The organism is Streptococcus sanguinis (genome assembly GCF_019929225.1).
GTDB classification, from domain to species: domain Bacteria; phylum Bacillota; class Bacilli; order Lactobacillales; family Streptococcaceae; genus Streptococcus; species Streptococcus sanguinis_J.
Window position 1 is genome coordinate 1 of the sequence record NZ_JAHZPA010000004.1, and the last position, 22,531, is coordinate 22,531.

At 43.7% G+C, this 22,531-nt stretch carries 21 protein-coding genes and 1 rRNA gene; 4 read left to right on the plus strand and 18 right to left on the minus strand.

The window, feature by feature from the left end; all coding sequences use genetic code 11:
- The 4 genes from K1I80_RS07395 to K1I80_RS07410 form a co-directional block, all read right to left on the minus strand.
- Positions 1 to 490 (minus strand): 16S ribosomal RNA (locus K1I80_RS07395); the annotation flags it as partial.
- A gap of 333 nt (positions 491 to 823) precedes the next feature.
- Positions 824 to 1,366 (minus strand): ribosome hibernation-promoting factor, HPF/YfiA family, encoded by a 543-nt coding sequence (gene hpf, locus K1I80_RS07400; RefSeq protein WP_002893481.1) that lies wholly within the window; start codon positions 1,364 to 1,366, stop codon positions 824 to 826.
- 81 nt (positions 1,367 to 1,447) lie between these two features.
- Positions 1,448 to 2,113 carry a ComF family protein gene (locus tag K1I80_RS07405; protein ID WP_223313449.1) on the minus strand — a complete coding sequence of 222 codons (666 nt, stop codon included), beginning with the start codon at positions 2,111 to 2,113 and terminating at the stop codon, positions 1,448 to 1,450.
- Entirely contained in the window at positions 2,110 to 3,408 is a 1,299-nt protein-coding gene (locus K1I80_RS07410; protein ID WP_223313450.1) for a DEAD/DEAH box helicase, read from the minus strand. Before K1I80_RS07410 ends, K1I80_RS07405 begins: the two co-directional genes overlap by 4 nt.
- Before the next feature lie 55 nt (positions 3,409 to 3,463).
- On the opposite strand from K1I80_RS07410, the gene K1I80_RS07415 reads away from it, so the two are divergent.
- From K1I80_RS07415 to cysK, 3 genes are all read left to right on the plus strand, one after another.
- On the plus strand, positions 3,464 to 4,108 hold the full coding sequence (locus tag K1I80_RS07415; RefSeq protein ID WP_223313451.1) for a YigZ family protein: 645 nt from the start codon (positions 3,464 to 3,466) through the stop codon (positions 4,106 to 4,108).
- 11 nt (positions 4,109 to 4,119) lie between these two features.
- The gene (locus K1I80_RS07420) at positions 4,120 to 4,560 is read left to right on the plus strand and encodes a PH domain-containing protein (protein ID WP_002911311.1); all 441 of its coding nucleotides are present in this window, start codon (positions 4,120 to 4,122) and stop codon (positions 4,558 to 4,560) included.
- Positions 4,561 to 4,660: 100 nt separating this feature from the next.
- Positions 4,661 to 5,590: a cysteine synthase A gene (gene cysK / locus K1I80_RS07425; protein ID WP_223313452.1), complete on the plus strand. Its 930-nt coding sequence runs from the start codon at positions 4,661 to 4,663 to the stop codon at positions 5,588 to 5,590.
- Between the two features lie 104 nt (positions 5,591 to 5,694).
- Here the strand turns inward: cysK and K1I80_RS07430 are convergent, their stop codons facing one another.
- The 13 genes from K1I80_RS07430 to K1I80_RS07490 all read right to left on the minus strand — a co-directional run bounded on the left by K1I80_RS07430 (position 5,695) and on the right by K1I80_RS07490 (position 20,119).
- Entirely contained in the window at positions 5,695 to 6,057 is a 363-nt protein-coding gene (locus K1I80_RS07430) for a S1 RNA-binding domain-containing protein (protein ID WP_002901252.1), read from the minus strand.
- Positions 6,057 to 7,457 carry a bifunctional Cof-type HAD-IIB family hydrolase/peptidylprolyl isomerase gene (locus K1I80_RS07435; protein WP_223313453.1) on the minus strand — a complete coding sequence of 467 codons (1,401 nt, stop codon included), beginning with the start codon at positions 7,455 to 7,457 and terminating at the stop codon, positions 6,057 to 6,059. The genes K1I80_RS07430 and K1I80_RS07435 overlap by 1 nt, the downstream gene beginning before the upstream one ends.
- 39 nt (positions 7,458 to 7,496) lie before the next feature.
- Positions 7,497 to 8,129, minus strand: a complete 633-nt coding sequence (locus K1I80_RS07440; RefSeq protein ID WP_223311744.1) for a response regulator transcription factor — start codon at positions 8,127 to 8,129, stop codon at positions 7,497 to 7,499.
- Complete coding sequence (locus K1I80_RS07445; RefSeq protein WP_223311745.1) at positions 8,107 to 9,126, minus strand: envelope stress sensor histidine kinase LiaS; 1,020 nt, start codon at positions 9,124 to 9,126, stop codon at positions 8,107 to 8,109. The genes K1I80_RS07440 and K1I80_RS07445 overlap by 23 nt, the downstream gene beginning before the upstream one ends.
- Positions 9,123 to 9,818, minus strand: coding sequence for a cell wall-active antibiotics response protein LiaF (liaF, locus tag K1I80_RS07450; protein WP_002893496.1), 696 nt, complete (start codon positions 9,816 to 9,818; stop codon positions 9,123 to 9,125). Before liaF ends, K1I80_RS07445 begins: the two co-directional genes overlap by 4 nt.
- A 145-nt stretch (positions 9,819 to 9,963) precedes the next feature.
- The gene (gene pknB, locus K1I80_RS07455) at positions 9,964 to 11,817 is read right to left on the minus strand and encodes a Stk1 family PASTA domain-containing Ser/Thr kinase (protein ID WP_223311746.1); all 1,854 of its coding nucleotides are present in this window, start codon (positions 11,815 to 11,817) and stop codon (positions 9,964 to 9,966) included.
- A complete protein-coding gene (locus K1I80_RS07460) occupies positions 11,814 to 12,554 on the minus strand; it encodes a Stp1/IreP family PP2C-type Ser/Thr phosphatase (protein WP_002893499.1) in 741 nt (246 codons plus the stop codon). Before K1I80_RS07460 ends, pknB begins: the two co-directional genes overlap by 4 nt.
- A gap of 18 nt (positions 12,555 to 12,572) precedes the next feature.
- On the minus strand, positions 12,573 to 13,889 hold the full coding sequence (rsmB, locus tag K1I80_RS07465; protein ID WP_223311747.1) for a 16S rRNA (cytosine(967)-C(5))-methyltransferase RsmB: 1,317 nt from the start codon (positions 13,887 to 13,889) through the stop codon (positions 12,573 to 12,575).
- Positions 13,879 to 14,814, minus strand: a complete 936-nt coding sequence (gene fmt, locus K1I80_RS07470) for a methionyl-tRNA formyltransferase (protein ID WP_223311748.1) — start codon at positions 14,812 to 14,814, stop codon at positions 13,879 to 13,881. The genes rsmB and fmt overlap by 11 nt, the downstream gene beginning before the upstream one ends.
- 83 nt (positions 14,815 to 14,897) lie before the next feature.
- Complete coding sequence (locus tag K1I80_RS07475; RefSeq protein WP_223311749.1) at positions 14,898 to 17,285, minus strand: primosomal protein N'; 2,388 nt, start codon at positions 17,283 to 17,285, stop codon at positions 14,898 to 14,900.
- A 60-nt stretch (positions 17,286 to 17,345) separates the two neighbouring features.
- Positions 17,346 to 17,660: a DNA-directed RNA polymerase subunit omega gene (gene rpoZ, locus K1I80_RS07480; RefSeq protein ID WP_002893503.1), complete on the minus strand. Its 315-nt coding sequence runs from the start codon at positions 17,658 to 17,660 to the stop codon at positions 17,346 to 17,348.
- 25 nt (positions 17,661 to 17,685) lie between these two features.
- Positions 17,686 to 18,318, minus strand: coding sequence for a guanylate kinase (gmk, locus tag K1I80_RS07485; RefSeq protein ID WP_002893505.1), 633 nt, complete (start codon positions 18,316 to 18,318; stop codon positions 17,686 to 17,688).
- A gap of 187 nt (positions 18,319 to 18,505) precedes the next feature.
- Complete coding sequence (locus K1I80_RS07490; protein ID WP_002893506.1) at positions 18,506 to 20,119, minus strand: ribonuclease Y; 1,614 nt, start codon at positions 20,117 to 20,119, stop codon at positions 18,506 to 18,508.
- A 364-nt stretch (positions 20,120 to 20,483) separates the two neighbouring features.
- On the opposite strand from K1I80_RS07490, the gene K1I80_RS07495 reads away from it, so the two are divergent.
- On the plus strand, positions 20,484 to 20,966 hold the full coding sequence (locus K1I80_RS07495) for an S-ribosylhomocysteine lyase (RefSeq protein WP_002893508.1): 483 nt from the start codon (positions 20,484 to 20,486) through the stop codon (positions 20,964 to 20,966).
- A 102-nt stretch (positions 20,967 to 21,068) separates the two neighbouring features.
- Here K1I80_RS07495 and K1I80_RS07500 read toward each other — a convergent pair whose 3' ends face one another.
- The gene (locus tag K1I80_RS07500; RefSeq protein WP_223313454.1) at positions 21,069 to 22,520 is read right to left on the minus strand and encodes a cell division site-positioning protein MapZ family protein; all 1,452 of its coding nucleotides are present in this window, start codon (positions 22,518 to 22,520) and stop codon (positions 21,069 to 21,071) included.
- Positions 22,521 to 22,531: the final 11 nt, after the last annotated feature.

Genomic DNA, 22,531 nt, shown 5'->3' on the forward strand with positions numbered 1-22,531 from the left:
GTCACAGTGTGAACTTTCCACTCTCACACCCGTTCTTCTCTTACAACAGAGCTTTACGATCCGAAAACCTTCTTCACTCACGCGGCGTTGCTCGGTCAGGGTTCCCCCCATTGCCGAAGATTCCCTACTGCTGCCTCCCGTAGGAGTCTGGGCCGTGTCTCAGTCCCAGTGTGGCCGATCACCCTCTCAGGTCGGCTATGTATCGTCGCCTTGGTGAGCCGTTACCTCACCAACTAGCTAATACAACGCAGGTCCATCTGGTAGTGATGCAATTGCATCTTTCAATTAATTATCATGCGATAATCAATATCATGCGGTATTAGCTATCGTTTCCAATAGTTATCCCCCGCTACCAGGCAGGTTACCTACGCGTTACTCACCCGTTCGCAACTCATCCAAGAAGAGCAAGCTCCTCTCTTCAGCGTTCTACTTGCATGTATTAGGCACGCCGCCAGCGTTCGTCCTGAGCCAGGATCAAACTCTCATTAAAAAGTTTGAGTTCGCACTCATTACTGTCCACTGACAGATTTATTTTCGTTTTTTTGACAGGTTACATATCTCTATGTCACCCTGCACTTGGTTCGTCTTGTTCAGTTTTCAAAGGGCTTTGTCTTTCGCGACAACTATATTAGTATATCACCTATACCACCCAACTGTCAATACCTTTTCTAATATTTTTTGATTTTTTTTTAAAGTTTATTTTTCAGTTCTAAGTATAAAGTTAATTTCTTTGTGAGCAGGAAGCTGGTTTATGCCACCTGAGTGCATGACTTTCTATAATCTAAAAAGGTTGAGAAACTTGCTCTCAACCTTTTTAGATTATTTATTTGACTTCTAAAAGGCCAATATCTCCATCCTCACGACGGTATATAACATTTGTGCTGCTGTCCTCAGCATCGGAATAGATAAAGAAATCATGTCCCAATAAATCCATCTGCAGAATCGCTTCTTCCAAGTCCATTGGCTTCAAATCTATGTGTTTTGAACGAACAACTTTTGACGGAATTTCTTCTGCTTCTTCAGCAAAGGAATCTGTGAAAAGCTGACTTGTAGCAACTTTATTGCGATTCTTTCTTTCAATCTTGGTCTTATTTTTGCGGATTTGGCGCTCAATCTTATCTGTGACCAAATCAATTGATCCATACATGTCCTGAGAGATATCTTCTGCACGAAGAGTGATGGAGCCTAGCGGAATTGTTACTTCCACTTTCGCAGTCTTTTCACGGTAAACCTTGAGGTTCACACGCGCATCAAGTTCTTGCTCTGCTTGGAAATACTTCTCAATCTTCTCAAGTTTAGAAACTACGTAGTCACGGAGAGCATCTGTTACTTCTAGGTTTTCACCACGGATACTATATTTAAGCATATAAGTACCTTCTTTCTAAACATAAATGTTTTATTTATAATATCATTATAACGCTTTCATTCCTTTTTTGCAAATTTTTTCTTATCTTGCGATTGAAAATGTCAAAATTTCTTTCACTCCTGCTTCCAGCAAGATTTGCTTAGCCAATTGCAAGGTTTTTCCAGTCGTATAAATATCATCTACCAGCAAAATTTTATCTGGCAAATCAACTCCTTTCTTAACTTTAAAAGCCTGCTGCGTTCGCAGACGCTCCTCACGTGTCTTACTCGACTGTGCTAGGGTGTCTTTTTTCTCTAAGATATTTCTATATGATAAGTTTGCAGCATCTAAAATCCCCTGCACTTGATTAAAACCTCTCACTTGAAATTTTTCGATACTGACTGGAATCGGAACAATGGTATGCTCTCTAAACATTTTGACTGCTTTTTTAGCTGCTTTTGCAAATACAAAGCGCAATACATAGTCTCCCTGAAACTTGTATTGACTGAAATATTCCTTCATTGCTTCATTATAGGTAAATAGTGACTGATGCTGGACTTGATTCCCCTCTTTCTCCCATTTTTGGCAATCTGCACATAAATCTGATTGCCCGTTTCGAAAACAGCGTGGGCAATGCTCTTCAGATATGCGTTCAAAATTTTGATAACAAGTGGAGCAGCAGCTTGGTCCTTCTTCTTTTAATAGAAAAAGCCGTAAAAAACTGCCTTTCTCCTTAATTTGCTCCTTACATAAAAGACACTCTGTCATAATCCCGCCTCCTTATTCATATCTCTCATTTCCCGAATTGCCTTTTCCATAGCAAGGGTAGTCCCATCATGAAAAAATAGCAACTGTCCAGTCGGTCTATCCATACTACGGCCAACTCGGCCTGAAATCTGAACCAGAGCACTACGACTGAACAGGCGATGATTGGCTTCCAAGACAAAAACATCTACACCAGGAAAGGTTACTCCACGCTCTAAGATAGTCGTTGTCACCAAAATAGTGATCTCCTTGCGACGAAACTGCTCGACAATCTCTAGACGATTTTCTGTTGTGGAGGCGACAAAAGCCAGCTTTTCATCCGGCAGAGCAATCTGCAAAGCCTGAGCAAAATCCTCTCCTCTTTGAATTTCTGCAGCAAATATCAAGAGAGGAAATTGAGTCTTTCTCTGTTTTTCTATACAGTTCAAAAGTTTAGGTGCTATTTTCTTCTTCTGAAGATGTTTTTGAAAATCGGATAACCAAACTTTCTGAGGGATGGTCAAGGGATTACCATGAAATCTTCTGGGAAGACTCAGGCGTTTCATCTGGCCTTTTTGAACTCTTTTATCCAGTTCATCTGTGGAAGTGGCTGTCAGAAAAATAGTTGTAGCATCCTCTTTAACTGAACGCTCTACAGCGTGATACAGCATGGGATTATCCACATAAGGAAAAGCATCTACCTCGTCCACAATCAGCAAATCAAATGCTTGATGAAATTTCAACAGCTGATGGGTGGTGGCAATCACCAAGGGGCTGCGAAAATAAGCTTCTGACTCCCCATGCAGAAGGGCTATTTCACAAGAAAAATCTTCTTTAAGGCGCCGATAAAGCTCTAAACAAACATCAATCCGCGGACTGGCCAAGCAAACAGCTCCTCCTCTATCAATAACTCTTGCAATCACTTGGTAAATCATTTCTGTTTTTCCAGCGCCAGTAACAGCATGCACTAACGTATTCTGTCTTTTCTCTAGCGCACCCAGTAAGCCTTTGGAGACCTTCCCCTGAAACTCTGTCAGTTGCCCCTGCCATTTAAGCACCTGATTCTTAGGAAAATCCTCTTGAGGAAAATAGTAAAGTTTTTGGTCACTCCGTACCCGGCCCAATATTAAGCATTCTCTACAATAATAAGCTCCAACAGGTAGCTGATTTTCTTGTTCAATCAAGCTGTTGCAGCGTCCGCAGCGGAGCTTGCCTTTTTCTTCTCGGATACTGGGAATTTCTTTTGCTTGTGCTCGCAAGCTAGGCTCTAACTGATTTTCTGTAAATATCCGTCCTAAACAATCTTGTAACTCTAACATACTTATTTATTCGTAATTTTTTGGCAAAATTCGTCTTTTTTTGTAAAATATAGTTATGGAATTTAAGACAATTAAAGAAGATGGTATGGTTCAAGAGGAAATTAAAAAATCCCGCTTTATCTGCCATGTAAAACGAGTTTACTCTGAGGAAGAGGCTCGCGCTTTTATAGCTGCTATAAAAAAAGAACATTACAAGGCCACTCATAACTGCTCTGCTTTTATCATTGGGGAAAAGAGTGATATAAAGCGAACTAGCGATGATGGTGAGCCCAGCGGAACAGCCGGAGTTCCTATGCTGGGAGTCCTAGAAAAGCACAATTTGACCAATCTTTGCGTTGTGGTTACTCGCTATTTTGGCGGTATTAAACTCGGAGCCGGCGGTCTGATTCGAGCTTATGCCGGCAGTGTTGCTCTGGCTATTAAGGAGATTGGACTGGTTGAGATAAAAGAACAGGCTGGCCTGCGCCTACAACTGTCTTACAGTCAATATCAGGATTTTACGAATTTTCTTAAGGTCCAAAACTTAGAAGAAACCGATACTATCTTTACAGAATTAGTTGATACAACCATTTATATTGACAAAAATATCAAAGAAATCACTAAGAGAAATTTAACAGAATTTTTCAACGGAAAAATAGAACTAACTGACTTAGGCTTGCGAGAAGTTGAAGTGCATGCTATACTAGATAAAGAAAATTAAAGGAGAAAATTATGGCATTTGGAAAATTAATGCAAGGATTAGCTGGAAATTTCAGCGAACAAAATGTTGATCAACTTTCAAAAGAATACGGACAATATTTACTTGAAGGTGAAGTTATCCAGAGTGGCTACACTCTGATTCGTGACTCTATCTTATTTACAAATATTCGTATTATTTTTACTGACAAGCAAGGAGCAACTGGCCGGAAGATGTCTGTGAAATCAATTTTTCTGATGAATATTGTGGACGTTGATATGGAAACTGCTGGAGCTGGTATTGATGATAGTGAAATTACAATCACTTATTTAGACAATGCCTTTTTAAAAGCCCACAACGAGTTCCCTAAGAAACATAAGTTCGAATTTCCTAAAAAGGCAGATATTGCACCCTTATATAAATATCTATTTGAATTAGCCTATAATAATCGTTTGAAAATTAATGGTTTAATCTAATATAAAAAAATCCTATCACTTTGATAGGATTTTTATATTTTACAAAGCGCTTGTTTCATTTTATACTAATTCTATTAAATTATATTGAGGTATGTATCCTATGTCACGTATTTATCAAAACATTACAGAACTAATTGGGCAAACTCCCATCGTCAAATTGAACAACTTGGTTCCAGAAGGAGCTGCTGAGGTTTATGTGAAGTTAGAGGCTTTCAATCCTGGTTCGTCTGTTAAAGACCGGATTGCTCTCAGCATGATTGAGGCGGCTGAACGCGATGACCTTATTAAGCCTGGCGATACCATCGTTGAAGCAACCAGCGGAAATACTGGTATTGGCCTTTCATGGGTTGGAGCAGCCAAAGGCTACAAGGTTGTCATTGTTATGCCAGAAACCATGAGTGTGGAGCGCCGCAAGATTATCCAAGCTTATGGTGCTGAGTTGGTCTTGACTCCGGGTAGCGAAGGAATGAAAGGCGCTATTGCAAAAGCACAAGAAATCGCACAAGAACGTAATGGCTGGCTGCCACTGCAATTTAACAATCCGGCTAATCCAGAGGTACACGAACGAACAACAGGAGCAGAAATTATCGCTGCTTTCGGTGAAACTGGACTGGATGCTTTTGTAGGCGGTGTCGGAACTGGCGGAACCATTTCTGGTGTGTCTCATGCTCTCAAAAAAGTTAATCCAGACATCCAAATCTATGCAGTTGAAGCAGACGAATCTGCTATCCTTTCTGGTGAGAAGCCAGGCCCTCACAAAATCCAAGGACTTTCAGCTGGATTCATTCCAGAGACCTTGGATACAGCAGCCTACAACGGTATTGTCCGCGTAACTTCTGATCAAGCACTGGAATTTGGACGCTATATTGGCGGTCAGGAAGGCTTCTTAGTGGGAATTTCATCTGCTGCTGCTATTTTCGCAGCTATTGAAGTAGCGAAAAAACTAGGAGCTGGCAAGAAAGTCCTTGCTCTGGCACCTGATAACGGCGAACGCTACCTGTCTACCGCTCTCTATGAATTTGATGCTTAGTATTTTTTGAAAACATGTCCATTTCAATTCAGCACTCGGCTAGGAATTGAATGGCAATTCTATCTAACAAAAATATCCTGTTCTCTTATGGAACAGGATATTTTTTAAACTTTTTCTTCTTTTAAGAATTTTTTTGCCTCTTTGATCCAGATAGGCAGCTGTCTGCCTAAAGGCTCAAAACCAATTTTACAGCGGTCATTTGAAAAGCGGTGGCGTCTAGGGAGGCGGTGCTTTTCTTCTTCCAGGGTCCGCATGGACAGACTGGACTTCCCAGAAAATTCATCATAGTCCACAACCTGTACCAAGACTTGCTGGCCGATCTTTACACTATCATGGATATTTTCAATATAGCCTGGACGAATTTCTGAGATATGAATCAAGCCAATCGTTCCGTTTTCCAGTTCAACAAAAGCTCCATAAGGCTGAATCCCTGTGATTTTGCCTTTTAATTTATCACCGATTTTCATCAGTCTTCAACCTCAATCGTCTCAATCACAACATCTTCCACAGGCTTGTCCATAGCCCCCGTCTCAACAGCTGCAATCTTGTCCAAAACTTGGTAGGACGCTTCATCAGCCAGCTGACCAAAGACAGTGTGGCGCCGATCCAAATGCGGTGTTCCTCCCTGACTGGCATAGACTTCAGCGATAGCTTCAGGCCAGCCGCCGCGGCTCAACTCCTTAGCCGAATAAGGTAGATTTTTATTTTGAACAATGAAAAATTGACTGCCATTAGTATTTGGCCCAGCATTTGCCATGGAAAGAGCCCCACGAATATTGTAAAGCTCAGGTGAAAACTCATCTTCAAATTTCTCACCATAGATAGACTGACCGCCCATACCGGTACCAGTAGGATCACCACCCTGAATCATAAAGTCCTGAATAATACGATGGAAAATCACACCGTCATAGTATCCGTCTTTAGCAAGAGCAATAAAGTTGGCTACTGTTTTTGGTGCCTGTTCCGGAAAAAGCTGAACTTTCATGTCACCATGATTAGTCCTGATAGTCGCTTTTGGACCTTCTGCTGCTGCAAGTTCTACTTGTGGAAAATGTAATTCTTTTTCTACCATACCTAACTCCTCTAAAGCGGCAAAAATACCGTCTTCTTCTACTGTTTTTGTAATATAATCTGCTCTTTTTCGCAGTTCTTCATGGGAAACGCCCATGGCAATGCCAATTCCTGCATAGTCAAACAATTCCAAATCATTGAGTCCGTCGCCAAAAACCATGACATTTTCAGGTTTGAAGCCCAGATGCTCGACAACCTTGGAAACTCCGGCTGCCTTGGAACCTTCTGTCGGCACGACATCTGACGAATGAGGATGCCAGCGAACCAAACGCAGATGCTCCGCTAACGCCTCTGGCAACTGCAGGCCATCTCCTCTATCTTCAAAGGTCCAAAGCTGATAAATATCCTTGTCTAAATGAAAATCTGGATCAACAGGCAAATCTGGATAAACCACATCAATGGCCTCTGAAATCAGAGAATTTCGATTGGACAAGGCTGCTCCATGGCTGCCGACCAGACCATAGTCAATTCCTTCCTCCTGAGCCCAAGCAATATAGGACGTCACTCTATCAGACGGGATAACTGTCTGAGAAATCACCTTCCCTTTGCTGTCTTCGACATAGGCTCCGTTCAGGGTAACGAAAAAGTTTGGCTGCAAAGCTCTCAGCTCCGGCACGACACCAAACATTCCTCGTCCAGACGCAATACCCGTCAAAATCCCTTTGTCTTTCAATTGCTTGAAAACTGTCTGGATAGAATCCGGAATAAAACCTGTATCCTTGACCCGCAGGGTATCATCTATATCGAAAAAGACAATTTTTATCTTTTTGGCCTTATACTTTAATTTTGCGTCCATATCTCCCCTTGTCCAATCTTAATCTTTTCTATTATACCATTAAAAGTCTTCTTGGGGGACAAGATGGTGCTGAAAAGCATAAACAACTGCCTGAGTGCGGTCGCTCACCTCCAATTTGGACAGGATATTGGAGACATGAGTCTTGACCGTTTTGAGGGAAATGAAGAGCTCATCTGCAATCCGTTGATTTTCATAACCCTTGGCCAAAAGCCCTAAAATATCACGCTCACGAGCTGTCAAATCCTCATGAAGCTCGATATGGTTACGATGGTACTCCACTTTCTTGCTGACCTCTGTTTCAATGGCAAATTCTCCCTTGGCCACTTTTTTGACGGCACGGAGAATTTCTTCAGCGCTGGAAGTCTTAAGCATGTATCCATGAGCGCCTGCATCCAGAACAGGATAAATTTTTTCATTATCCAAATAAGAAGTCAAAATCAGAATTTTTGCTTCCGGCCATTCTTTTAAAATGGCCAGTGTCGCTTCAATCCCATTCATCTCAGGCATGACAATATCCATAATAATCACATCCGGATGTTCTGCCAAAGCCTGCTCAACTCCTTCTTTGCCATTGACTGCTTCAGATACTTCAGCTATATCCTCTTGCAGTTCCAGATAACTTTTCAATCCCAATCTGACCATCTGGTGGTCATCCACTAACAATATCTTCATGATCTTCTCCTTCTAGTAAAGGTATCGTGATTTCAATAGAAAGACCTTTTCTGGGGGCTGTCAAAAGCTTAAAAGTGCCCGCCATATCCCGTACACGGTCTTCCATATTTTTCAAGCCGTAGCTGAGTTCATCCTGAGCTAGCGGATCAAAACCAATGCCATTATCAGATACCTTGATTTTAAGCTCATTAGGTGCCTGATAGAGGTAAATATCCAACCGACTGGCCTGGGCATGCCGCAGTGTGTTGTTGATAATTTCCTGCATGATTCTGAAGACATGCTCCTCCATCTGTTTGGGTAGATTCCCAACCTGATGATTGAAGCGAACATCAATGTCGCTTTTATCAGTTAGCTCCTTGATAATCACATCCATCCCTTCGACCAGAGTCTTATTTTCCAACTCTGTAGGCCGCAGGTGGAGCAGAAGAATCCGTAAATCCTTCTGGGCTGTGTCCAGAATATCGGCAATCCCCTTGAGCTGTTTTTGCAGTTTTTCTCCATCAAGCCGTTCTACATTTCCAGCCACTCCTGAAAGAATCATATTGGCTGCAAATAATTCCTGACTGACAGTGTCGTGCAAGTCACGCGCAATCCGCCGCCGTTCTTTTTCGATAATTTTTTCTTCTGTCTGCAGGGTTTGATTTTCAGACTTCTGGAGATTCTCTGTCAGACGGTGGAGCCTTCTCTCGAGCTGATGCAGAGAGCTATCCAACTCGGGTTGGTCTGTCGGCTCCAGTCTCCGGCCATCCAGCAAACGCCGAAGATTTTTTTGCACATGGGCTACCGACAGATATTGTATCAAGCGAGCTGCTATCACAATCAGAATAGTCAGTGATAAACCGATAATCACAACAAAGAACACAAAAGACTGCAATAGCTCCAAATCATTAAAGAGCTCCTGCCAAGTAAAATCAAAAATATTGAAAATATAATGAAAGATGATAAATAAGACAAAGAAAGTATAGAGGAGAATGAGAAAATAATTTGATTTCTTCACTTTCTGACAACCTCCACATTTCCTAAGAAGCTGACGAGGACAATCTTCACTGTCTTATTGGCCCGTTTATAGTCTGGTGTCGTCAGCGAAATGGTTTCATTGCGCAGCTTGCGGGATGGATGATGCAGAAAGTTCAGTTCCCCGTAAAGAGTATTGATTTGCAGCTGAATTTCCACATCCAGCGGCACAATAATCTTAGTATCACCAAAACCCTTTCGAATGACAATGACGTTATCATGGTTGACCAAAATCACGTCTTCCAAATGAATGGTGTCTTTCCCAACAATGCGCAAGAGATTGATGTCGTGAAATTGACAGCTGTCCTTAGAAAAATGCTGAAGATCCCCCAACCAGCGATTCTTCTCACTCTGAATTTCCACATCTTCTTCGTAAACGAGATGGGTTTCTTGATTTTCCTTATAGATATAAGGGTAGGCCACAATCATTCCATAAACCAGCGCGAATAAAAGGGCAGCAATGACATAGGGATTGAGCATAATAATGAAAAACAGCATAATCATGGAAGCGACCAGCAGAAAATTCCCTTTTTGCTTGCCGAAGTAATAATAGAGCAGCAGCAAAAAAAGGACCAAGATAATGACAACACGTGAAAAATCAGCTGCCAACATGGTCACCAATGCCATGGATAGTAAGACTGTTTCAACAAAGACAAATAATTGAACCTTCCACATAGCCTTTTCCTTTCTCTACCTTCCTATTTTAACAAAATTAGGCCAAAAATCCTCCGTCCAAGGCATGAAATAGGGAAATTTGTCCAGCAAAAAAGAAAAAACCATCCGTTTTAAGCTGAAAAACTTAAAATGGATGGTTTATTAATCAACCATCAGATGAGCTGGAACTAGTTCCATGTCCGCTATCTTCAGACGATGAGCTGCTCTTTGAGCTACTGCTAGACGATGATGATGACGAACTAGATGATGATGGTGTCGTTGCCTCTGTCACGTAAAGAGTGATTTTTTCATTAGACTTGAGGTCAATTGTCTGACCTGCGGCTGGTGACTGGGAAGTTACCAAATCTGCCTGAGTCGAAGTGACCGAACGGTCAACAACTCGTTCAATTCGAGAAGAAGAAATTCCCATTTGAATCAGGTAAGAACGAGCATTGGCGTAGGTGTACTGCATGCTGCCAAAGTCAGGCATGGACACACTAGTTACTTCTTTGGCCACTGTCAGCTTGATCTTATGATTAGAAGTCAAATCATAGGTCGAACCAGCTGCCGGTGACTGGCGAATGACCTGACCTGGCTCGTACTCATCCGATTCCTCCTCAACAATCTCAATCAATTTCTCAGAAACATTATAGTTTGTTTTCAGATTTTCAACTACGGCCGATTTTGCTTGACCGACATAATCTTCCATTACAAAGGTCTTGGGTCCCTTGGAAATAATCAGGTCAATCTTGCTGCCTTCGCGGCGCTGACTATTGGCCTGTGGATCAGTTTTAATGACTTTACCAGATTCGACATTGTCGCTGTATTCTTCCTTTTCGTCTCCGACAACCAGCTTCTTAGCTTCGATAGCGGAGCGAGCCTCTGCTACAGTCTGACCAGAAACATCTGGCACGCTGGTATTGGACGGGCTGTTATAGAGAAGGACAACAAAAGCCGCCAAAACCAATAGGACTGCAAAGAAAAGTACTTTATAACGCGTTCTCAAGCGACGTTTCTTTGGAACTTTCTTAACCGCATCAGCTGTCTCTTCCTTAACTTCAGTCGCTTCCGCTTTAGCTGGAGTTGGCTTAACAGGTGGAACTGCTGGCTGCGATACAGGTGAGATTTTTGGTAAGGTCTTGGTGTCTGCTTTCGCTACATCATCAAAGACTAATTTCTTTTCATTGCGGCGCTCGTAGGATAAGCTGCTGGACAAGTCAACATACATCTCTGCAACTGACTGATAACGATCCGTCAGTTTTTTGGCTGTCGCCTTAATGACCACATTTTCCAGGGCTTGAGGCACATTAGGATTTTCAGAAATGATGGATGGCAGCGGCTTTTGGAAATGCTGCAGGGCAATCGTAACGGCACTATCCCCATCATAAGGGATATGACCAGTCAGCATTTCATAAAAAATAATCCCCATCGCATAAATATCACTCTGAACAGTTGCTTTAGAGCCACGCGCCTGCTCAGGTGATAGATAATGAACCGAGCCTAGCATTGAGTTAGTCTGAGTCAGACTTGTCTCTGCAAAGGCCACCGCAATCCCAAAGTCTGTTACCTTGGCATTGCCATCTGGGGTCAAGAGGACATTTTGTGGTTTCAGGTCACGATGGACAATGCCGCGTGTATGCGCCAAGCGCATCGCCAGCAAGATTTGTCCCATGATTCTGACTGCTTCTTCATTTGAAATCGGAGAATTCTCTTTGATATAGCGCTTGAGGTCAAGACCTGCCACGTATTCCATAGCCAGATACTGCTGGCCATCTTCTTCCCCAATATCAGTAATCCGAACGATGTGCGGATGGTCCAAGTCAGCCATCGCCTTAGCTTCCCGCTGGAAACGCGCGACAGCGATAGGATCTGTCTGGTAATTGGTCCTAAGAACCTTTACCGCAACTTCCTCACCATCCAAAATCAAGTCCTTGGCCAGATAGACATCTGCCATGCCTCCGCGGCCAATCTGCTTGATGATTTTATATCGCCCGGCAAAGATTTTGCCGATTTGAATCATGCCTTATCCTCCTTGTCAAAGCGAACCAGAGCAACTGTGATGTTATCCAGCCCTCCAGCATTGTTGGCAAAGCGAATTAAGGTTTCAGTTTTTTCAGACAGGCTGATGTCGCTGGTGACAATGTCACAAATTTCACTGTCTGAAATCATATTGGTCAGACCATCACTGTTGAGCAGAAGATAGTCACCATCTTCCAAGGTAATCATACCATAGTCAGGCTGTACTTCGTCTTTTTGACCAATAGACTGAGTAATGATATTCTTCTGCGGATGACGCTCTGCTTCTTCTGGAGTAATCTGCCCAGCTTTCAATAAAGCATTAACAAGCGAGTGATCATTAGTCAGCTGGCGGTATTCATCACCACGAATCAGGCCGATGCGAGAATCACCGATATGGGCATAGATGGCTTGATTATCAATAATAGCCAAGGCTTCCAAAGTCGTTCCCATGCCCTTGTATTCTTCATCTTGACCAAATTGATGAATGCGCTGATTTTCCTCTTCCAAGTGCTCCGCAAACCATTCACGCACCTGATTCACCGAATCAATCTGTGTATCAACCCAGGCAGCTCCTAAGTCTGTCACAGCCATTTCACTGGCAATGTTTCCAGCTCTGTGACCGCCCATACCATCTGCCAATATGATAAGGGTCTTGCCCGCCCGATTCACAAAAAGATTGGCATAATCTTGGTTATTTGTACGCTTTTGACCAACATCTGTTAATAATGAAATTTCCATACTGTCAGTTTCCTCCTCTTATTCCGATATCTTCCTAAATTGACTGATAAAAAATCCGTCGCTTTCATATAATTCCGGCGTAATCAAGATACAGCCGTCTTTGACGATATCTTTTCTTTCATGGTCTAATAAGACTTGCTCAAAGTTCGGATGACTGGCCAGAAATTTTTCGACAACCTCAAAATTCTCTTTGGCCATAATCGTGCAAGTACTATAAGCTATTATACCACCTTTACGTAGACTTTGACAAACGCTGTCTAGTATATCTAGCTGAATTTTTTGTAAATTCTCAAAATCTGCATTTTCTTTATTATATTTTATATCTGGTTTGCGGCGAATTAAGCCAATACCAGAGCAAGGAGCGTCCACCAGGATTTTATCGAAAGCATCTGGGCCAAACGTCTCAAACACCTTGGTCGCGTCTAGCTTTTTAGTAGTGATTTTATCAGCCAAGCCCAGCCGCTCTGCATTTTCTTCTACGAGCTCTAACTTATGATCGTAGAGGTCCAAAGCTATAATGTGGCCGCTCGTCAGATAGGAAGCCATGTGAACAGTCTTGCCCCCCGGTGCACTGCAGGCATCCAAAATCTCCTCCTCGCCTTCTATGGCTAGAGTTGGCGCCACCAATTGACTAGACTCATCCTGAATCGTAATCGCTCCGCTTTCAAAGAGCTGGTGCCTAGCAAAATGCCCCTGTTTCTTAACCAAGGCTGACGGAGATAAGAGCGAGTCCTCAGCTCCTAAAAGCTGGCGAAGCTTTGCCTTTTGCGACATATCCGTCACGCGAATGCTGGCCTTACTACGAACAAAGAGACTGGCAAAGATAGCTAGAGCTCTTTCTTCGCCAAACTCTTCTATCAGGTCTTTGACCAGCCAGACCGGCAAAGAATACTGGATCGAATAGCGCTTGTTTTTGCGCTTGATTGTTTCAAAATCAGCCACATCCTCACGCTCAATCCTACGTAACAAGGCATTGACAAATTTTTCGCTGCCTCGTTTACGTATTTTCGCAATTTCAACAGCCTCATGAACAACTGCATGCTGAGGGATTTTATCCAGATAGAGCATCTGGTACAGACTGAGCATAAGCAGAATGTAGAGCCAGTTATCCAATTTGTCCCTATCCTCAATCAGATGGGATAAATACCACTCCAGAGTGATTTTTCGAGCAACTGTGCCGTAAACCAGCTCTGTTACCAGACCTTTATCTGCTTGACTCAGCGGACTTTGACTCAGTGCTCGGTTTAAAGCGATATTGGAATAGGCTCTTTCTTCAAAAACTTCTTCCAAAATTTCCAAGGCCTGCCAACGGGCCGTTTTTTGCTTACTTTCCAAAAGTATCTCCTATGGACAGGCTGCGACCCAGTCCATTCAAAAAATCAACGATAGCCATCTTGGGCTTACCAGCAGGCTGAACCGTCTTCAGCGAGAGAGCTCCCTGACCAGCTGCGACCACCAGCTCTTTTTTACTAATAGACAATATCTGTCCAGGCTGACCGTCGCCAGACGCCATATCTGCTTCGTAAATCTTAAAGCGTTGCCCCTGCAGCAAGGTATGAGCTACTGGCCAAGGATACATGCCGCGAATTTGATTGAAAATTTGGCGGTTTGTTTTGCTCCAGTCTATCCGCTCTTCTTCTGGACTGATATTCGGAGAGAAAGTGACCTGGCTAGGATCCTGCGGCTGAGGGATAGTCTGCCCTGCCCTATAAGCTGGCAAAACATCCAACAACAAATCTCGACCAATAAGCGCCAATTTTTCAAAGAGAGTTCCGACATTGTCAGTCTCTTCAATCGGAATTGCTCTGTTGGCTATCATATCTCCAGCATCCATTTCCTTGACCATTTCCATAATCGTAACACCTGCCTGCTCATCGCCATTGATCAGAGCATAGTGAATGGGCGCACCACCTCGGTATTTAGGCAACAAGGAGGCATGAACATTCACCGCAAAGTCAACACTGTCTAGCAAGCGGCTAGGCAAAAACTGTCCAAATGCAGCTGTGACAATACCATCTGCTTCTAAGTTCATCAACTCCTCTAAATCCGAGCTTTGTGCCAGCTTTTCCGGTTGATAAACCGGTAGCTTGTATTCCAAGGCCAACTCTTTTACTGGAGTCATGCGAATCTCTCTTTTACGGCCGACGGCACGGTCCGGCTGCGTTACCACTGCTAACACTTCGTATTGACCGCTGTCCAGCAGTCCTTTTAAGACAGTCGCTGAGAAGTCCGGCGTTCCCATAAATATTATTTTCATCATTTTCAACTATTGATTCCTTCTTTGTTCCTTCCCTTATTATATCAGAAGTCGTCTACAACAACCTTAATCTCGGCTAAAATGCTTCACATAAAATTTTGTGGCTCATTATCAATTGTCAGGCGTAAATCTTTATTGTCCCGATTCTGTGTCCAGTCCAAGACTTGATTTAGTGTCGCCTGCAGCTTGTCCTCAAAGCGATATTTGAGCAAAATCTGATAATGATAGAGATTGTGGGTACGAGCTATGGGCTTCGGCGTTGGACCCAAGATTTGCACTTTTTCTGACAGACCGCTCCGCAGAATATCCATAATCTCATAAGCTTTTCGCACTGCTGTCTCTTCGTCCTTGTGCGACAGGGTTAGACCGACCGTAAAGTAATAAGGCGGATAACCTAGCTGCCGGCGGATTCCCATTTCATAAGCATAAAAGCCCTCGTAATCCTGCTGCTTGGCAAACTCAATGGCATAATGATGAGGATTATAGGACTGGATAAAGACCTGACCAGCCTTTTCAGCCCGACCAGCACGGCCTGCCACCTGAGTCAGCAGCTGGAAGGTTCGCTCTGAAGAGCGAAAGTCCGGCAGATTAAGAGCTGTGTCTGCATTGAGTACACCAACTAGCGTCACGTTTGGAAAATCCAATCCCTTGGCAATCATCTGAGTGCCTAAGAGAATATCTGCCTGCCCCTGACCAAAGCTTTCTAAAATGGCTTCATGACTGCCTTTCTTACGGGTCGTATCTACATCCATCCGCAAAATGCGAGCCTGAGGAAAGAGCTGAACCAGCTCATCATAAGCTTTCTGCGTCCCAGTCCCATAATAGCGGATGCTGCGGCTGGCACAGTTAGGACAACTCTGAGGAATGTTCTTAGTAAAACCACAGTAGTGGCAGTTCATGGTCTTGGTGTCCATATGCAGGGTCAGAGAAATATCACAGTTAGGACAGCTATCAACGGTCCCGCATTCCCGACACATAACAAAGCTGGAATACCCCCGCCTATTAAGCATGAGAACCGTCTGCTCTCCCTTATCCAGATGATCTTGAATAGCCTCTAGCAGGACCGGGGTGAAATTACTGGCTTCATGCTGCCCGATATAATCCCGAAAATCCACCACTTCCACCTGAGGAATCTGCGCCAGCGGATTTGCACGCTTGCTGAGCAGCTGAAAATCATAGACTCCACGGCTTGCTCGGGCACGGCTCTCCAAGCTCGGAGTTGCCGAACCCAGCACTAAGACAGCTTGATTGTACTGAGCTCGTAGGAGAGCCACCTCTCTGGCATGATAGCGAGGATTGGAATCCTGCTTATAAGAGGATTCATGCTCTTCATCAATGATAATGGCTCCAATATTTGTCAGCGGAGCAAAAATAGCTGACCGCGCACCGACAACGACCTGGGCAGCTCCACGCTCCACCTTGCGCCACTCATCATATTTCTCACCGTCGGACAGACCTGAATGCAAAATTGCAACTTTGTCGCCAAATCTAGAAATAAAGCGATCTGTAACCTGCGGAGTCAGAGAGATCTCTGGAACCAGCATGATAGCGGTCTTGCCTTGGGCCAGTGCCTCTGCGATGACCTGCAGGTAAACTTCGGTCTTCCCACTGCCTGTGACCCCTTCTAAAAGAACTGGCTGAGAATGACTCTGACCAATTTTCTGAGTGATTGCCGCAACCGCTGCGGCTTGTTCATCATTTAAGGTCAGGTTTTGCTGCTGCCGCTCCTTTTGGAAATAAGCAGCAGAACGGCTGATTTCTCTATCCTCAATGCTAATTAGGTTTTCTTTGATAAAGTAATTAATAATATCGCGCGAAAAGTTTTCTCGCAAATCAGCCAAGAGCTGGCTATCCTGCTGCTCTAGCAAGACTTCTTTTAATGCTTGTTTTTTCTTAGCTTGTCGGGGAAGATCATGATTTTGCAAAGCGGTATAATTGACCTGATACCATTTCTCAGTCTTAATATGCTTCTTGTCCGTCGCCTGATACTCCAGACGAATGCGGCCAGTTTGGGTCAGTCGCATCAGCTTGGCCTGGCTTTTCTTGTCCAAATCAGAAAAGCGAAGGCTGTCCTCCTGACCAAAGATAGCTGAACGTTCCTCATCATTCAGCAGCTCCGTCGGATAGAGTAGTTTATCATAGCTGGAGTTGAGAAGACTAGGCAGCATGGCCTTTAAAAGGCTAATCTTATAGGAAAAGACTGACTTGCGCAGCTCGTCCGCCAGCCAGAGCTGTTCCTGATTCAGCACGGGACTGAAATCAAGGACTTCCGCAATCTCCTTTAGTTCTTCTTGGCCTCCCGTTTCATCAAAACCAACCACAATCCCCTGAATCAGACGATTTCCCTGCCCAAAAGGGACATGGACCCGCATGCCAGCCTCCAGCATCCCTGCAAACTCTTCTGGAATAGCATAGCTATAGGGCTTGTCCGTCTGCATCAGAGGAACATCCACAATAATCTTTGCTAGCTTCACATTCTCACCCCACTTTCCTAAACATCATTACAGAAAAAATAAGATTGAGCATCCCCAACCTTAAATCTTCTCACCTTCTTCTTTTTCTTTAGCGATTTGCTCTTTAATCTTGCGTTCTTCTTCTTCTTTACGCAGGCGCTCTTCTTCTGCTCGACGACGAACTGCCTCGCGCTTGCCTTCTGGATCTGGATGGATAACGACATTACCGGATTCAATTTCTTCCAAAGCACGAAGAGTGGATTTGACAGACTTGAATTCCTGCGTAGCGGGAGCTCCAGCTTCAAGCTCATGCGCGCGCTTAGCTTCTAAAATAACCAAGGAATACTTTGACGGAACCTTGTCCAGCAAAGTGTCAATAGACGGTTTTAACATCATAATTTTCTACCTAATTTCTAACTTTCTATCGAATAATCGTTTCATTTTTTGGAAGCATGTCCTGATAACGGCCGATAACACGGTCTACTCGGAAATGCTCTGCTTCAATCACGCGCTTTACACGGTCGGCAGCTAGCGGCACCTGATCATTGACAATGGCATAATCATACTCGCGCATGAGGGCAATTTCTTCTTTGGCCTTTTCAATGCGCTGAGCGATAATCTCCGCACTGTCTGTCCCACGACCAACCAAGCGGTCTTTAAGTTCTTCTAAGTCTGGAGGAGTCAAAAAAATAAAGACGGCATCTGGAACTTTTTTCTTGACTTGCAAAGCTCCCTGAACCTCAATCTCTAGGAAGACATCAATACCTTTATCCAGCGTTTCATTGACATAAGTCAGAGGCGTCCCGTAGTAGTTCCCTACATACTCTGCATACTCCAGCATCTGTCCCTGACGAATCAGCTCTTCAAACTCCTCGCGAGTGCGGAAGAAATAGTCAACTCCATCCACTTCGCCTGGACGCTGCGGACGAGTCGTCATGGATACCGAGTACTGAAATTGGTTATCAGTGCTTTCAAAAATTTCTCGTCTAACAGTCCCTTTTCCTACACCAGAGGGACCAGAAAAGACGATTAATAAGCCTCGTTCCGTCATCATGTCTCCTTCACAGTCTTTCTATCTAGTGTAACAAAATTAGGCTGATATTTCAAGAGGATAGGAAGAAATGTATGTGTCTAGAGTTTTGAGAAAATAGAAAAAATAAGCAAGCAATCATACGGAAAACAAAATAGACCAGCAGATAATTCAAGAAAAAAGCAATCTGTTACCAGACTGCTTTTTTTCTTTATTTTGCGTAGTCGACGGCACGCATCTCACGAATAACCGTTACCTTGATATTGCCTGGATATTCCAAGTTGTTTTCGATTTTTTCACGAACATCGTGAGCCAAAATCGTAATCTTGTCATCCTTAATCTTATCCGGCTGAACCATAATCCGGATTTCCCGGCCGGCTTGTAAAGCAAAGCTGTTCTTGACACCCTTGAAGCTATTAGCGATTTCTTCCAAATCTTGGAGACGCTTGATATAGCTTTCCAGAGATTCACTGCGGGCACCTGGCCGAGCGGCACTGAGAGCGTCTGCTGCAGCTACGATAACGGCAATGACACTTTCTGCTTCCACATCCCCGTGGTGGCTGGCAATGGTATTAACAACGACTGGATGCTCCTTGTACTTACGAGCCAGTTCTGTTCCAATTTCCACGTGGCTGCCTTCAACCTCACGGTCGATAGACTTGCCAATATCATGGAGGAAACCAGCACGGCGGGCTAAATTGGCATTTTCACCCAGCTCAGCAGCAATGATACCGGAAAGTTTGGCAACCTCAATAGAGTGCCGAAGGACGTTCTGACCATAAGAAGTACGGAACTGCAAGCGCCCCATGATCTTCATCAAATCAGGATGCAGGTTAGGAGCTCCGATTTCATAAGCTGCGGCTTCCCCGTACTCACGAATGCGATTGTCAATTTCCAGGCGGTTCTTCTCAACCAACTCCTCAATGCGGGCTGGGTGAATGCGACCGTCTTTCAAAAGTGCTTCCATGGTCATACGAGCAATTTCGCGGCGAATCGGATCAAAACCTGAGAGAGTAACCACTTCAGGCGTGTCATCAATGATGACATCAATACCAGTCAGACTTTCAAAAGTCCGAATGTTGCGACCTTCCCGGCCAATAATCCGCCCCTTCATACTGTCATCTGGCAGATGCACCGTTGAGTTGGTTTGCTCAGCGACATAATCACCAGCAATACGCTGCATGGCTTGGACCAAGATATTCTTGGCGACCTTATCAGACCGCTCTTTGATATCTTGCTCCGCATCCCGAATCCTAGTCGCAATCTCTTTAGAAAGCTTGTCTTCGGTCTGCGTCAAAATAATATCACGCGCTTCTGTCTGCGATAGCGAAGCAACTCGCTCCAGCTCTGCTGCCTTCTGCTTTTCAAGTTCCGCTACTTGTTCTTCACGCGCATCAATGTGTTTAGATTTATCTGAGAGACTTTGTTCTTTTTGCTCCAAAGCCTTTTCTTTGTTGCTTAAATTATCGTCTTTGCGGTCAAGTGTAGAAGCGCGCTCTGTCAAGCGGCTTTCGATTTGTTTTAACTCTTGACGTTCAGACTTAAATTCTGCATCAACTTGTTCACGATATTTTCTGGCTTCTTCTTTTGCCTCCAAAAGTGCTTCTTTTTTAAGCGAACTTGTTTCCCGCTTGGCTTCTTTGACAATCAAATCAGCTTCGCGTTCAGCCTGTCCGCGTAAATTGGTTGCTTCTTGTTCAGCATTTAAAAGAGTAAGCTCTGCGGCTTCTTTAGATGATTTCATCTTAGCCGAGACACTTACATATCCAATCACTAAACCAATGATGGCAGCAAAAACAGACATAATTATAGGAAATAGGTCCATGTTTTTACTCCAAATCTATTTAATTGTTGAATTCAAAATTCCATACTATTCTATCACAAATCTAAAAAATTCACAAACCTATTTTTTGAAAATCAAGAAAGCTTTTGTCCAATTTTTACCGACTAAATCTTCAAAGTTTGTAGAAACCTGAGCACCAAAACTTTTTCAAACCATAAACAAGATTATTCAAACTTTTCATTCCCCTAAGACCTAAACTTTATTCCCAAATAAAAAATTTTTATGCTATAATCAGAGAAGAAAAGATGCATATGAGACAGGCTTTTTCTTCACTAATAAGACAAACCTATGGCTTGATATGACTAGAAAAACCTTCTCGCACTCGCTACATTGTAAAGGAGAAACCATGTCTAAAGAAGTTATCGTTGAAAGCTTTGAGCTGGATCACACCATCGTCAAAGCGCCTTATGTCCGCCTCATCGGAGAGGAAACCGGCCCTAAAGGCGACATCATTTCCAATTTTGATATCCGTCTGGTTCAGCCTAATGAAGATTCCATTCCGACTGCTGGCCTGCATACCATCGAGCATTTGCTGGCCATGCTGATTCGCAAGCGCATTGATGGTATGATTGATTGCTCACCTTTTGGCTGTCGCACTGGTTTTCACATGATTATGTGGGGCCAACACAGCTCCAGCCAGATTGCTCAGGTCATCAAATCCTGTCTGGAAGAAATCGCTGAGTCAACTAGCTGGGAAGATGTCCCTGGAACAACCATTGAATCCTGCGGAAACTACAAGGATCACAGCCTCTTCTCAGCCAAAGAATGGGCTAAACTTATTCTCAGCCAAGGAATCTCAGATGATGCCTTTGAACGCCATGTGATTTAAAACAATAAAAAGTTCTCGACATCGAGAACTTTTTTTGTGCATGTATAATGAAATCCATCAACAAGCTATAAAGCCAGCTGCTGAAGAAATGTTCAAAGATGACTAGAAATCAAGTGAGTCAGCATGACCTGGTCCATTTCCGACGAAGTAGCCAGTCTTACAGTTGATACTGAAGAGGTAGGTGCCGTCTGGCTTGAAGAGGTTATAGTAGCCGTTTCCTTTAATAATATTGACGCGTTCCAGAATATAGTTGTCTCCAGAAATGTAGCCGCGCTCACGAGAAGTTTGCAAAATCTTCTCCAGAACGCCAGGGTTGAATGTCCAAGCTGGATTGTTGACGTCATCAATAGCTGCTTGGTTATAAGGGACACGACTGAGGTCTCTCTGCAGATTTACTCCGTTGCTAGGAAGACCATAGCCAGAGTAAGAGCTGGAAGCCCCTGAACCAGATGCACTTGAACCGCCACTTGTACCTGCACCTGTACCTCCTTGATCAGTAGCAGGAGCCGGTGTTGGAATCTGTTGGCCGCGTCCTTGGGCAATCGCTGCTTTTAGAACTTCATCTAATTTAGCATTGCCACTTGATACATCTGAGAAGGTCGCATTGGTATTGGCCTTGGCTTCCTTGTTCAAGACGCCGTCAGTGATTGCTCCGCCATCAAACTGTGAATTGACACTTTGGATAGCCGAAATCTGCTTGACCAAGGAATCATACTTGCTCTTAGCGGCATCATAGTCTTTGCTGCCTTTTAGCTTTTCAAGTAAGGTTTTTAATTTTTCCAAGTCGCCGAATTTACTGTTTTTGACAGCTGTCTGATTGCTATCTGTGAAAAATGCAGCATACTCATCATTAAAGGACTTCAGATCCTTGGCAGTATTATCAGAGCTAGAGGAAGACGAGCTCTTTTTGCTGGACTGCGATGTTGAAGAGTTTGAGCTTGTAACGGTCTTGTTACCCCAATTATGCCCCAGAGCAAAGTAAAGCCCCGTGCCCGCTACAGCAATCCCTAAAAGTCCTAAAACTGGATAAAGGAAAGCTTTTTTCTTGTAGAAAGGTGTCTTAGGAACCTGTAATTCCTTTTCATCAAGCGGTTCTGGAATAGGACCGTAAGATGTCTTTTGAACGGGAGTGGTAGGAACCGCATCTTCCTGCTCTGAGCGTTGACTGCGAGAACCTAAGGGATTTGGAGCTGCTTCTGGCTCACTCGCTGTCTCAGTGCTTGTCAACTGAGCTGTTGGAATCTCCTGTTCACTTTCAACCTCTTGCCGTCTTTCTTTGATGAAGTCGGTCAAATCAGAAGAGGCTTGCTCAGCCTGAGCCGCTTCCTGCTCCTGCAGCTTTCTGATTTTCTGGGTTTCAAATTTTCCTGCTTCGATTTCCTGACGGTGCTGCTTGATATACTTATCCAGCACATTGTCGCTTTCATTCACACCGGCTTCCAGCTCCTCTTTCTTACGAGTAGCTTGTCCGACTGTCATTTCCTTGGCCTCTTCAAAATCAAGGACAGACTCTTTCTTTTCTTCTTCCGGTGAGTAGTTTTCTTCTTTCGTCACGGCAAATCCTT